The following is a 13,413-nucleotide window of genomic DNA, read 5'->3' on the forward strand; positions in this document are numbered from 1 at the left end:
CCTTTTAGGGGAGGTTTGGTGGGGTATAATGAAAGTAAAGTTACAATTTGAAAGATTCCTTATTTGCAGAATCACTTTTTGGACACCCTCTTTTATTCGATTATATCTTCTGTCAGAATTTTTCGTAATCATCGTAGTCTCTTCCTAATTCAATATTGTAACCCACTTCGTGTGCTACTTCTTTTTTAGGTTGTTTTGGCGCCACCTTTTTCCCAACTTTCATCGATGGTTTAACCTTACTTACTTCCTTATCTTTTTGATTTGCTTCTGCATTATTTTCTCCGCTAAACACCAATATAGATTTACTTAACTGCACTGATAGGGTATCTAATTTTGTGGCAGCTTCTCTGATTTGCTCTGCATTGGCAGCGTTACGTTGAGTAACATTATTTAGCTGTTGAATAGCATTATTTATTTGTTCTACTCCTGTCACCTGCTCCATCGAAGCCAAAGTTATTTCCTTCACTAACTCAGCTGTTTTTTGAATTTCGGGAGTAATAACATCCAATTTTTGTGTGGCTTCTTTTGACGAATCAAGGGTGTCGACCGATGATTTGGTTATTTCTACAGCCGCAGCCTGACTTCTTTCTGCCAGTTTACGCACTTCTGCAGCAACAACAGCAAATCCACGTCCTTCCTGACCTGCTCTGGCAGCTTCAACAGCAGCGTTTAATGCAAGGATATTTGTTTGAAAGGCAATATCACTGATTACATTAATTTTCTCGGTAATCTCATTTATATTTTTGGCAGCAACTTTTGATGCCTGGTTACTCGCCTGAATACCTAAGGATGCCTTGCTGGCAATTTCTTCTGTTTGCTTTGAATTATCTGTATTCTGCTGAATATTGGCATACATTTCTTCCATTGATGAAGAAACTTCCTCGGCCGAAGACGCCTGTTGTGTAGCTCCTTCTGCCAGTTCAACAGCTCCGCTATTTAGTTTTTCACTGGCTTTAATAATTTCCTGAGATGAAGAAGTCACTTCATAGATTACAGTTTTAAGAGTTTCAACCATGGTATTTAAAGCTCTTGAAAGCGCACCTACCTCATCGTTACTGTTGGCAATAAACTCAACTGATAAATCGCCCTTCGCCAGTCTTTGTGCCTTTTCAATTCCTTCTTCAATTGGTTTAGAAATAGCCTTTGAAAGAACATAAACAAGAAATAGAAATAATACAAATACAACCACCAGGGCATAAATCAAAAACTGCTTTTGAAGCGAAACAATGGTTGAATTGTCATCACCCAATTTCATCATCAGATCAAGACCAACATCAGAAGTAGCACCAGTATCCCACATAATATTTTTTGCCAGCTCAAACCTTTTCAATTCAAGTAGTTTAACTTCTCTTAAATCTGTTAGATAATCAGTTAAAGAATTTAAAGCTATTTGAAGCTGATCATCAAAATCGCTACTATAACTACCATTCGTTTTTTTCTTTATTGAAGTAAGAATCTCCTGCTGTTCTTCCAGTGAACGATAGTCCTGTTTGTTATCATCAATCACCAACTGACTAACGAAATCGTTAATTAAAGCAGCTGTTTTATAGGTAGTAGTACCAACTCCTCCAGCCTCTTCTTTTAAGTTCTGACCTGCTTCAATAAATCGATCCATAGCAGCATTGGAAATGGCTTGTTTCTCGAAAAATTGACTGGTGACTTTCTTATATTGGATAATATTATTTTCAAGTACCGACATATCGATACCCTTCTCTAACATAACATTTCCTTTTCCTTGTAATACGGCTATCAGATTATCTAAAGCTGAATACATTCGGGCGTAACTGGCATCAGCACGATCGCGAAAATAAGTTTCACCTGTAAATTCAAAACTTCGTGAATATTCTCGGGTTTCTTTCCAGTATTTGTCGAGTTTTACTGATTCCCGAACAATAGGAATATATGTACTTGTCAACGATGAAGTACCATTATCAACTTTTTGTAAATTATACAATATAACTACTCCAAGTATCAATACAACGGCCATTATTACCGCAAACCCACTGCCAATCTTGGCACGGATTTTAAGATCTTTCCAACTCATACAGATTATTTTAATAGATAGCTTCCTTGGGTTTAAATATGGGAAAATTTATGTCTTTAATGAAATTTTTTATCGACAAAATATTACTTTTATCTGCTGAAATACCTTAGAACATAAATATACGCACGTTATGAAAATCCAAATTATTCTGGCAGCTTTCTTAATATTTCTTTCTGGTTGCTCTAAAAATGAGAACTATAAAATTGGCTTTCTTTATTCATCTGAAGTAACAAAACGATTTGTTATTGAAGGAAATTATTTCAAAGAAAGAGCTTCAGAACTAGGTGCAGAAGTTATGATAGACAATGGTAACGGTAATGAGGCTGTGCAGTATGACAAAGCAGTGGAAATGTTTGACTCTGGTATTGATGCACTGGTTCTTATCGCAATTAATGCTAACACAGCAGCATCCATTGTTCGTGAAGGACAAAACAGAGGTGTTAAGGTAGTTGCATACAACCGGATCATCTTTAATTGCGAACCCGATCTATACATTTCAGGCGACACCAAACAATTAGGCCAGTTAATGGTAAATGAAGTTTTGAAGAAAAGAAAAGATGGTAAGGTAATCATCCTTGGTGGTGACAAATATGACCGCAATGCGATTGGATTGCAAAATTCAATAGATGAAGAAATTAAACCTTACGTTGAATCCGGTGCCTTTGAGATTTTATATAAAACATACATTGAAGAATGGAGCGATAAAAATGCAGAATATGAAATGAAACAATTCATCTCATTAAGCCATGAAAAACCAGATATTGTTTTTGCCGGTTTCGATGGAATGGCTGATGCAGTAATCAAAGTTCTGGAAGAAAATGATATGATGGATGGTGTTTTAATTACTGGTCAGGATGCTGAAATTACCGGTGTAAAAAATATTATTGCAGGTAAACAATTGATGACAGCTTATCACCCGTTGAAATTGAATGCTTATACTGCTGCAGAATTGACAATAGACATGTTGAATGGAAAAAATATAGACAAAGAAAAATTAAGTTATACTTTTAATGGTTCTATTGAAGTACCTACCATTAAAATTCCTTCAATAGCAATTACCAAAGAAAACATTGATAAAGAGTTAATAGAAACCGGAGTTTACAAAAAACAAGAAGTATATAACTAATTAATAGTTTCTATTCTTCTTTTTACTTTTTCATGTAGTTTTTTGCTGAAGTCGCTATGAATGTAATTATCCAAGCGCATACACACTTCGGCAGAAAACTCTATTCCGTATGCAGCCACATGCATCCAGTCTTCTTTAGACAGATATAAATCTTTAGATTTAATAATATTAAAATCAAGAAAAGCCTTAATCATACCTGCATTAAAATTATCACCGGCACCTATTGTACTAACAGGCTCTATAACCGGAACTTTATAATGTCGGTAATGATTTTCACCAAAAGCATATACTCCATTTTTATTGGCTGTAATAATTAAGTTATTACAGTATTGGGCTACCTGTGAATAAACCTCTTTAGGATCATTAGTTCCGTATATATTCACAAAATCTTCATCACTTCCCCTGACTAAATCAGCCAATTGTAAATTCTCCTGAATAATTGGCAATAGTAATTCTCTGTTTTCCAGATGATGACTCCTGAAATTAGGATCATAAATGATGATAGCACCAGCTGATTTTGCTTTATGAAGATATTCAAGTAAACGAGGACGAATAACCGGATTTAATCCAAAAAAAGAACCAAAAACTAAAATATCACCAGGAGTAAAATCAGGTATTTCACCTACCAGTCTTTGCTTTGGATAGTCTTTGAAGAATTCATATTCGGCATCATTATTCTCATTAAGAAATGCCAGTGCCAAAGCCGATTTACCTTCATCGAAACGACAGATATAATCAGTATTAAGCTGATTTTCTTTGAGAAATTCCATAATCATCTGCCCCAAACGATCTGTTCCAACTTCACTAATAAAATAAGAGGATACATTCATACGAGCCAAAGAAACCATAGTGTTTAATGCACTTCCTCCGGCTTTTGCAGCAACAGGTTGATTATCTTTAAAAATCATATCCATTACTGTTTCCCCTAATCCAAAAACTCTCCTCATTCCCGATACTCTTTAATTAAAAAAGCCACTCCTATAATGGAATGGCTCTAATATAATTCAATTAATTTTATTTCACCAACTTACTGATGGTTTTAAAGACATCTGAACCTGCATAACGACATAGTTCGAATAACAACGATTCGTATGAAGTTATAATAACTCCTTCCTGTCTCATGCGTTCAATTGCATTCTGTTTATTCGCTAATGTACGCGAGCTAACACAATCTTCAACAACAACCGGATGATAACCTCTCTCCAGCAAATCTATGGCAGTTTGTAAAACACAAATATGTGTTTCCATACCCGCTAAAATAACAAACCGCTTTCCTGTCAATTCAGTTTTTTCCATCAATTTTGGTTCATCACAACAGCTAAACGCCATTTTTTCGATATGCGGATCTGTAGCAATTAGTTTTTCAATGGGTTCAATTGTTTCTCCCAAACCTTTCTTGTATTGCTCACTTACTACAACAGGTACTTCCAAAGCTTGCAATCCTTGAATTAATATCTCCACATTTTTTGCTAATTGCTCATGCTCATATATGTGAGGAAATAATCTTTCCTGGATATCAACAATCATAGCAACAGCATTATCTTTCAACACACGCATAATTATCTATTTTTTAACACACTAAAGTTAAGGTATTTATATTCATCAAAAAAACCTATGAGTTGCTCAGCAATGGCATCAACTCCTCCCACAACATCTGACTCAATATTAAGAGGTATAACTGGATCGTGAAGTGATAGCCGAAGTAAAAACCATCCTTTCTGAATCTCATCAGTACATGATACTCTTATTCCTTCGTAATTATCAGGTAAGATCTTCCAGTCATCCTTAGCATCCGCAAATTTACCCAGATCACGGATTACTTTTTCACCATATTCTTTAAAATCTTCGGTTTCAATTTTTATCCTGAACTCTTTACTCTCAGCCGGCTTTGGCAACGCTTCAATCAAGGTAGACAGCTGTTTCCCATCCTTCTTCAAACGTGCCATTTTAATCAGAATTTTGGTAACAAGATAGGCTCCATCATCCAAAAAATAATTCTCTTTTAAAGCTGCATGTCCCGATGTTTCAATGGCCAGCCAGGATTCTTTACCTGTTTCATTTAAACGAACAGACTCATTGATAACATTTTTATACCCTCTTTTAAATCTGTGATGCTTGGCTTTTAAATAATCATTAATAAACCACGACAAACCATCTGACGTGATGGAATCAGTAACGACTACTGAACCCGGATGTTCTTCATTAATAATCGCGGCTGAAAGGGCAACAAGTTCATTCCTGTTTACGGGATTTGCATTATTATCCACAATGGCAGCTCTGTCAACATCTGTATCAAAAATAATTCCCAGATCAGCTCCAGTCTCTTTTACAGCTTTACAAATTGATTGCATGGCCTGCTCATCTTCGGGATTAGGAATATGATTTGGAAAATTACCATCAGGTTCCAGAAACTGGCTGCCATTAATATCGGCACCCAACTCTTTCAACACTTTATGAGCATAAAATCCACCGGCCCCATTACCCGCATCCAGTACAATTTTAAAGCCTGAAAGAGGTTGGTTGTAATTTTGATTATCGTTTACCTCTTTTTTTATTTTTTCTGCAAGTATTTTAGAATAAACATCAATAAAATTAATGTCCTCTATAATTCCAACAGAATTATCTGAAAGATATGTTTCAGAAGCGGCAATATCCAGAATCTCGGAAATATCAGCTTTTTCGAGGCCTCCTCTAGAAGTAAAAAACTTCAATCCATTGCGATTAAAAGGAAGATGACTTGCGGTTAACATCACACCTCCATCGGCCAGATATGGTTCTGTAACGGTTGTCATAAACATTGCAGGTGTTGATGCCAGATCACAATCCATAACATCAGCTCCCTGATCCGAAAGTCCCTTAATAAATGATGCTTTCAGTGCTGGACCCGAAAGACGAGAATCCATTCCCACAGCAACCTTTAACCTTTTACCATCATTTTGCTTTTTAAGCCAGGTAAAAAAAGCCTTTGCTAACTGATAAACAACCTTTTCATCCAGGTTTACATTCTCTCCTGGCACACCTTCCAGTGCAACTCCTCTGATATCGGAACCATTCTGTAAACTCTTCCAGTTAAATTCCATAGACCTATTATTTTATACCGGCTGCCTTTCTCGATTTATCACCCAGATATCCTCCATGATGACGCTTTGCATAATCAGCATTGGTAAAATTGATTTTTTTCATCAGCAAAACAACCAAAATATCACCAATCACCGTCATAGTGGTAGTAGATGTGGTTGGGGTCAAACCTAGCGCACAAACTTCTGTTGGATTTCCGGTACTGATGCAAACATCAGATTCCTGCGCCAAAACAGACTCTGTATTACTGGTTATTACAATAATTTTAATATTAGGACGAAGACCACGGGCTAAATCAATTAGTTCAATTATCTCACGTGTTTTTCCGGAATTGGATATCATCAGCATAACATCGTTTTCCTGCACAACTCCTAAATCGCCATGTTGAGCTTCGCTTGGATGCAAAAATACTGCTGGTGTTCCGGTTGAACTAAAGGTGGTGGCCATATTAATTGCAATCTGACCGGCTTTACCCATACCAGTTGTTATAAGCTTACCTTTTTGCTCATGAACCTGGCTATAAATAAGATTAACGGCTTTTTCAAAATCATCGGTTGCCGGAATATTCTGTATCGCTTGCGCTTCATGTTGTAAAAGCGCCTTAACTTCCTCTAGAATCATATATTGAATTTTTTCAAAACAAAGGTATTATTTTAGTTTGCAAAAGACCATGTCAAATGGCATCCTAATTTATTTATATTAAATCAAAAGCCGGATTAATCCAATCCTTATAACTTTCAATGTTATTATACTTCTTCAGTTTCCTGAAATGGCGTTTGCCTTCTGTTGAAGATGATAAAGGATAAAACCAAAAATCATTAAAATAGTTAAAAGCCTGATTCCAGTTTAATGCATTCTTCATAACCAAATCAAAATAAACCTGATGAAACAACCTAAATCGCTCACCTTTTTGCTTTTCATCTAATAAATTAATGATTGAAGGATCTCTTAACATACCACGCCCCAACATCACTGCTTTTATATCCGGAAATCGATTATAAATATCTTGAATATCATCATTTGTTATAAGATCACCATTTGCAACTAACGGAATATGAGTATTATCAAACATTCTCTCAAAATCAATCCAATTGGGTTGGCCATTATATTTTTGCGTTACTAAACGAGGATGAATGATGATTTCGTGTATTGGAAACTTATTTAAGACTTGCAGAATTTCTAAGCCCTGATCGGAATGATTCAGTCCAGCACGCATTTTAATGGATAACCTCACATGAAGGTCCTTACTGAAAAAATCACTTAATAGTTGCTCAACCAAATAAGGCTCTGACAACATACCTCCTCCCTTTTGCCTTTTTACAAGCATTGGAAACGGACAACCCATATTTATGTTTACTTCATCAAAACCAAGTTTACTTACCTTTTGCGTAAAATCAATTAAAAATTTCGAATTATTGCTTGCAACCTGAGGAACCAAAACACAACCTGCATTTATCACCTGATCCAGTTCAGGTAATAGTTGTGGATCAGAAAAGCTATCTTTCTCTTCCTCAAAAAAAGGCGTAAAATACTTATCTACAACCGAATAAACTTCATTTAAAGCTCTTCTGTAAAACACATTCGTATACCCTTGTAATGGAGCCAGATATATAGGTTTTATTGAATTCAAAACACAAAATTGTTTTTTAATAGATTGTAAAAATATTGAAATTTTAAAAAGCCTTCTTATTACCTTGATTAATCTTAGTTGGCACTGATATCATTATAAGAAAATTTAGTTATTTTGTGGAAATAAGTTTTATCGAAAGAAAACGAAACGAAATGAATGACTTCGATCCAAATACAACAGTCGGCCGACGCGGACTTATACTTAAGATATTAGATGACAGAGGACAGGTTAACGTACATGAACTTAGTGAACAATTTAATGTAAGCGAGGTAACTATACGAAACGACCTTACTCAGCTCGAGCACAAGAATTTGTTGATACGTGCCAGAGGTGGAGCCATTAAAACGGACAAGGTTAATCTTGAAATAAAACTCTCAGACAAAAAAATACAACATTCAAAAGAAAAAGAAGCCATTGGTAAAAGGGCTGCCAGATTAATTGAGGACGGCGACACAATTGTTTTGGATTCCGGAACAACGACTAAAGAAGTAGCGAATCATCTTCTTAGATTCAAAAATCTTACTGTTATAACCAACGCATTAAACATTGCAGCTCCTTTAGCTGAAATGGAACACATCAATATTATTATGCCGGGAGGTGTGATGCGTAAAAAATCTCTTTCACTGGTCGGCTCTATAGGTCAGAATAATCTGAAAAATTTCTTTAGTGATAAACTATTTATTGGTGCAGATGGAATTGATGCTCAACTGGGTATCAGCACACCACATATCGAAGAAGCTGCCTTGAATCGCACTATGCTTAAAATGGCCAAAAAAGTTATCCTGGTTGCTGATTCCAGCAAGTTTAAAAAACGAAGCCTGGCAATTATTGGTCAACTCACCGACATAGACGTAATTGTTACTGACAGAGGATTAGCTGAAGACGATTACGAAAAACTAATTAACGCTGGTATTGAAGTAATAATAGCCGATTAGGAAAGATTTTGAACATACCCAATGGTTATAATGTTAAAACTGTATAAACCTTAGCATATATGATCATTATAATTTCACCTGCCAAAACACTTGATTTTGAAACAAAGGTTCCGGCAACCTCAAATACAGATATACGTTTCCCAAAGGAAGCCACTGCATTGGTAAAACAGCTGAAGAAATTAAAACCAGCTGCATTATCAGAATTGATGAGTATAAGTTCGCCTCTGGCAACGCTTAATCATCATCGTTTTCAGCTTTGGCAACACCCATTTAATGAAGCAGAAACAAGAGCGGCCTTATTTGCCTTTAAAGGAGATGTTTACACCGGAATAGATGCTTACTCATTAAATACAAATGAGGTGGATTATGCCAATTCACACCTTCGTATTTTATCCGGATTATATGGTTTGCTTCGTCCTTTGGATAACATTATGCCTTACCGCCTTGAGATGGGCACAAAGCTTGAAATCAGTTCAAAAAAGAATCTTTACGACTTCTGGGGCGATAAAATCACCAAGCTTCTTCTGAAAGATATGAACGAAAATAAAGAAGAAGTCTTGATTAATCTGGCATCCAATGAATATTTTAAGTCAATTGACCGAAAGAAACTAAAAAAACAAATTGTTACACCCGTTTTTAAGGATCAGAAAAATGGTGAATATAAGGTAATTAGTTTTTTTGCAAAGAAAGCCAGAGGATTAATGACTCGTTTCATCATTCAGAACCGAATTGAAAATCCGGATGATCTGAGAGCATTTGATCTGGATGGATATTATTATCATCAGGATTTATCTAAACCAGATATGCCAACGTTTGTACGTGACCACCCATAATCCATTTATTTGGATTTAGAGTTGATCCGTTAATTTTTTTGTATTAACTTTTAGTCAATACAAATATGAATTAGGAGACAAATTATTAAAACACACATCTATGAGTCAAAACAAATTAATTCTCCAGCGATATGGTAACTTACTAAAAGAGGAATCTTTAGTAACCATGAATGACAAGATTCTTCCAAACACCTTTGTATTGGAAGCTCCGGAACCCTTCCCTGGATATTTTGGCTACTACAGTGATATCCCTTCTGATTCTAAACCTTTATATTTATACCTGGTTTTAAAACAGCTCTATACACTGGAAGAAATTACACGTGCCACCCAAAATATTAAGCATTATTTTGGCACCGATTTTAATGCAGCTGCTGGTACTGTAAATATTTATAATAAAATGTTTCATGTAATTAGAGTTAGACACTTGGATAGTTTTGATCAGATAGCAGATTTACAACAAGGCTACCTTGATCAAGGAATAGAATTCAAGAAGAAACCTAAAAACATTGAAGGGAAAGCAATCATCCGGTTGAAAAAGTTTTTTATGCTTGAAGAAATAGAAGATGGAGTTTATTTCGATTTAGACGAGAAAGATCATGGCTACTTTACAATACCTTACAAATTAACCTGGAAGTTATTTGAAGATATTACCCGAAAAGCCAAGCATAACTGGGATCATAGTGTGTTTGATGCTGCGATTGGACACATACATGCCGATTTTGGTATCAGAGATATAATAAGGATTTACAACCCTAATATTGATCGAAATTACCTATTAGAAATACGTAAGATTTATCTCGACAGAATTAAATAATTATTGAATATCAGATATAGATACCCGTTTCTTTTGATTCGGGTATTTTTTTTAGACTATTTGGTCGAATTTTTCTAAAATTTAACATTAAAAGGTAAACCAAATCCTATTCTTTTACCTTTATTTACATGTAATATTCATATATCAAATCAAAAATGTTTAAACCTAGTAAACATCTGAATCTTATTCATGCTGCTTTTGCTCTGCTTTTGGTATCATCCTTTAGCTGTCAAAACAGTAGCTACCAATCACAAAAAGTGGAATCACAAACCATCTATTTGGATGATTCTTTCAAAGAGGATCAATCAGTGGTTGATTTTATAGCCCCTATTAAGGACAGCATAGACATTCAAATGAATCAGATAATTGGTTATGCTGCAAGAACTTTGGACAAGAATTTACCCGAAGGATTGTTAACTAATTTTGTATCAGATCTGATATTGGAAGAATCCAGAGCTGTCTGCCAGAATAATGATAAGAAACTTCCTCAGCCGGATATGGCCTTAATGAATCACAAAGGTCTCAGAACCATCATTGAAGAAGGTCCGGTAACCGTTAATAACATCTTTCAATTAATGCCTTTCGAGAACGAAATTGTGTTGGTTACCTTAAACCGCGAACAAACAATTGAGTTTTTGGATTACATAGCAAGTGAAGGCGGTGATGGAATAGCCGGTGCTACATTTACTATTAAAAATGGCAAAGCTTCAAACATAAAAATTAATGGTCAACCCCTTAGCAGAGAAAATTATGTTGTAGCAACTTCTGATTACCTTTCTAAAGGAGGCGACCATTATGATGTTTTCAAGAAGGGAACTGTAACAGAAACCAAGGTTAAGTTACGTGATATGATTATTGATCATATTAAGAAACTCGAAGCCAACAATCAAAAAATTGACGCTAAACTGGATAACCGAATCAAATGATGAAACACGACAGACGTAAATTTATTAAACAGATTGGTGCCGGTACTATAGCCATGGCTGCTGTTCCGCAACTTTATTCATGTTCAGACAAAGAAGTTCGTTTAACCATTTTACATACCAATGATGTTCATAGTCAAATTGAACCATTACCGGCTAATCATCATGAATATCCTAATGGTGGCGGCTACGCCAAGCGGGCAGCTTTAATAAGTAAGATAAGGCAGGAAAGCGAGCATGTTTTATTACTTGATTGTGGCGACATATTTCAGGGCACACCTTACTTTAACTTTTTCAAAGGTGAGCTGGAATTAAAACTTATGAGCAAAATGGGCTACGATGCAGCAACCATCGGAAACCATGAGTTTGATAACGGAATAGAAGAACTGGCAATTCAATTAAAAAAGGCCTCCTTTCCTTTTGTGTGCAGCAATTATACCTTTGACAATACACCTCTTGAAGGAATGACCTTGCCATACCTGGTAATTAACAAAGGATCATTAAAAATTGGTATAGTAGGCTTAGGTATTGAGTTGGATGGTTTAGTTACCAGTGATCGATTTGGAAATACAAAGTACATAGATCCAGTTGAAGTGGCTAATAAAACTGCTCAATTACTGAGAGAAAAAGAGAACTGCGATTACATTATTGCATTATCACATTTAGGTTTCGAATACAAGGATGACAAAATATCGGATATAAAATTGGCAGAAAACACTTCAGAGATTGATATGATTTTAGGTGGCCATACTCATACTTTCATGAAAGAACCTACCTTTGTAAAAAACAAGCTGGGTAAAGAAGTTGTCATAAATCAAATGGGTAAATCAGGCATTTTTCTTGGTCGCCTCGATGTTTCTTTTTCTAAAGGCTCTACTCAACCTACTGTAATTAATAAATTATATCATGTCTGAAAAATTAATCTTATCTGATAGTGCCATTGATCAACTTTGTGAACAACACAAAGAGGACCCTCATTTTTCAACAATTGCGTTACCACGTTTACGATTACTAAATAAACTTCAGGTATTTTTTATTGATGAAGCCCGATTGATATGGGAGATCGTATATTCCCCTATCAATAAAGCCACAAACTGTGTAAGAATTCACTTAAACGATCCTAATGAAAGATTTGCCTTTTATTACGAGATACCTTTAATGCAACGCTTTGACTTACATTTATACCTGGGCAATAATACATTTAACTTCTTCGAAGCACATCCTTTATTGATTGAAAAGAAAGTAATTGAAAAGGATGAATTTGATGTAAAAGCTACGAATCATACACTACCACATCTTGATTTAAATGTACCCAAAGCAAGATTTGAGAGGCCTTTACTTGAAGAAGATATTACCCTTGACAGCGTGCGTGAATCGCAAATATACTCTAATGTTTCTAAAGCATTTTTAAAGTTCAATGAAGGCCTTTTCAATATTATAAACGCCCAATGGATGTTATAAAAAAACCCCGCCAGAAGCGGGGTTTTTCATATATTTTAAACTATAGTTTATTCAATCGGCAATTGACGTTTAAAACTCTCATCAAGAGAAATAATAGTTTCAGTAGCAGAAATACCTGCAATCGACTGTAATTTATCGTGCAATATTCTTTTCAGATGCTCATTACTTTTTGCATAAATTTTGATAAAGATAGCATACTGACCAGTAGTATAATGACACTCAACAATTTGTGGGATATCCTCCAACATCTTCACCACTTTATCAAACAAACTTGCTTTTTTAAGAAAGATACCCATAAAAGCACAAGTATGATATCCAATTTTTGTTGGGTTGATGATAAACTCAGAACCTTTAATTACACCCATATTCATTAAACGTTGAATACGCTGATGAATAGCGGCGCCTGACACCTTACATTCCCTGGCTACTTCCAAAAAAGGAATACGTGCATTTTTGGTAATCAGTGATAAAATCTTCTTATCTAAGCTATCGATTTGTGAATTGCTCTCCATACTAAATATGACAATTGTTAGAATTTGTAAATAAAATTACACTTTCATTGATAATTT

At 35.2% G+C, this 13,413-nt stretch carries 14 protein-coding genes; 7 read left to right on the plus strand and 7 right to left on the minus strand.

Annotated elements, in window-relative coordinates; translation table 11 throughout:
- Positions 1 to 112 precede the first annotated feature (112 nt).
- The gene (locus ACRD62_RS20330) at positions 113 to 2,044 is read right to left on the minus strand and encodes a methyl-accepting chemotaxis protein (protein ID WP_430821942.1); all 1,932 of its coding nucleotides are present in this window, start codon (positions 2,042 to 2,044) and stop codon (positions 113 to 115) included.
- Positions 2,045 to 2,174: 130 nt separating this feature from the next.
- Between ACRD62_RS20330 and ACRD62_RS20335 the strand changes: the two genes are divergently transcribed.
- Entirely contained in the window at positions 2,175 to 3,170 is a 996-nt protein-coding gene (locus ACRD62_RS20335) for a substrate-binding domain-containing protein (RefSeq protein ID WP_430821943.1), read from the plus strand.
- On the opposite strand, the gene ACRD62_RS20340 is transcribed toward ACRD62_RS20335, so the two are convergent.
- The 5 genes from ACRD62_RS20340 to ACRD62_RS20360 form a co-directional block, all read right to left on the minus strand.
- Positions 3,167 to 4,117 (minus strand): carbohydrate kinase family protein, encoded by a 951-nt coding sequence (locus ACRD62_RS20340; RefSeq protein ID WP_430821944.1) that lies wholly within the window; start codon positions 4,115 to 4,117, stop codon positions 3,167 to 3,169. The genes ACRD62_RS20335 and ACRD62_RS20340 overlap by 4 nt on opposite strands.
- A 67-nt stretch (positions 4,118 to 4,184) precedes the next feature.
- Positions 4,185 to 4,727, minus strand: a complete 543-nt coding sequence (locus ACRD62_RS20345) for a hydrolase (RefSeq protein WP_430821945.1) — start codon at positions 4,725 to 4,727, stop codon at positions 4,185 to 4,187.
- A gap of 2 nt (positions 4,728 to 4,729) precedes the next feature.
- Positions 4,730 to 6,250, minus strand: coding sequence for a phosphohexomutase domain-containing protein (locus ACRD62_RS20350; RefSeq protein WP_430821946.1), 1,521 nt, complete (start codon positions 6,248 to 6,250; stop codon positions 4,730 to 4,732).
- 7 nt (positions 6,251 to 6,257) lie between these two features.
- Positions 6,258 to 6,869 (minus strand): SIS domain-containing protein, encoded by a 612-nt coding sequence (locus tag ACRD62_RS20355; RefSeq protein WP_430821947.1) that lies wholly within the window; start codon positions 6,867 to 6,869, stop codon positions 6,258 to 6,260.
- A gap of 73 nt (positions 6,870 to 6,942) precedes the next feature.
- Positions 6,943 to 7,878: a tRNA-dihydrouridine synthase family protein gene (locus ACRD62_RS20360; RefSeq protein WP_430821948.1), complete on the minus strand. Its 936-nt coding sequence runs from the start codon at positions 7,876 to 7,878 to the stop codon at positions 6,943 to 6,945.
- A 116-nt stretch (positions 7,879 to 7,994) separates the two neighbouring features.
- Here ACRD62_RS20360 and agaR point away from each other — a divergent pair, with 116 nt between their 5' ends.
- The 6 genes from agaR (at position 7,995) to ACRD62_RS20390 (ending at position 12,844) form a co-directional block, all read left to right on the plus strand.
- Complete coding sequence (gene agaR / locus ACRD62_RS20365) at positions 7,995 to 8,813, plus strand: transcriptional repressor AgaR (protein ID WP_430821949.1); 819 nt, start codon at positions 7,995 to 7,997, stop codon at positions 8,811 to 8,813.
- 59 nt (positions 8,814 to 8,872) lie between these two features.
- Entirely contained in the window at positions 8,873 to 9,646 is a 774-nt protein-coding gene (yaaA, locus tag ACRD62_RS20370; protein WP_430821950.1) for a peroxide stress protein YaaA, read from the plus strand.
- 100 nt (positions 9,647 to 9,746) lie between these two features.
- Positions 9,747 to 10,460, plus strand: a complete 714-nt coding sequence (locus tag ACRD62_RS20375; protein ID WP_430821951.1) for a hypothetical protein — start codon at positions 9,747 to 9,749, stop codon at positions 10,458 to 10,460.
- A 155-nt stretch (positions 10,461 to 10,615) separates the two neighbouring features.
- Positions 10,616 to 11,386, plus strand: coding sequence for a 5'-nucleotidase C-terminal domain-containing protein (locus ACRD62_RS20380; RefSeq protein WP_430821952.1), 771 nt, complete (start codon positions 10,616 to 10,618; stop codon positions 11,384 to 11,386).
- The gene (locus ACRD62_RS20385) at positions 11,383 to 12,297 is read left to right on the plus strand and encodes a bifunctional metallophosphatase/5'-nucleotidase (protein WP_430821953.1); all 915 of its coding nucleotides are present in this window, start codon (positions 11,383 to 11,385) and stop codon (positions 12,295 to 12,297) included. The genes ACRD62_RS20380 and ACRD62_RS20385 overlap by 4 nt, the downstream gene beginning before the upstream one ends.
- A complete protein-coding gene (locus ACRD62_RS20390) occupies positions 12,290 to 12,844 on the plus strand; it encodes a hypothetical protein (RefSeq protein ID WP_430821954.1) in 555 nt (184 codons plus the stop codon). Before ACRD62_RS20385 ends, ACRD62_RS20390 begins: the two co-directional genes overlap by 8 nt.
- A 47-nt stretch (positions 12,845 to 12,891) precedes the next feature.
- Here the strand turns inward: ACRD62_RS20390 and ACRD62_RS20395 are convergent, their stop codons facing one another.
- Positions 12,892 to 13,356 carry an Lrp/AsnC ligand binding domain-containing protein gene (locus tag ACRD62_RS20395; RefSeq protein WP_321408923.1) on the minus strand — a complete coding sequence of 155 codons (465 nt, stop codon included), beginning with the start codon at positions 13,354 to 13,356 and terminating at the stop codon, positions 12,892 to 12,894.
- Positions 13,357 to 13,413: the final 57 nt, after the last annotated feature.

Source organism: Carboxylicivirga caseinilyticus (assembly GCF_050589785.1).
GTDB classification, from domain to species: domain Bacteria; phylum Bacteroidota; class Bacteroidia; order Bacteroidales; family Marinilabiliaceae; genus Carboxylicivirga; species Carboxylicivirga caseinilyticus.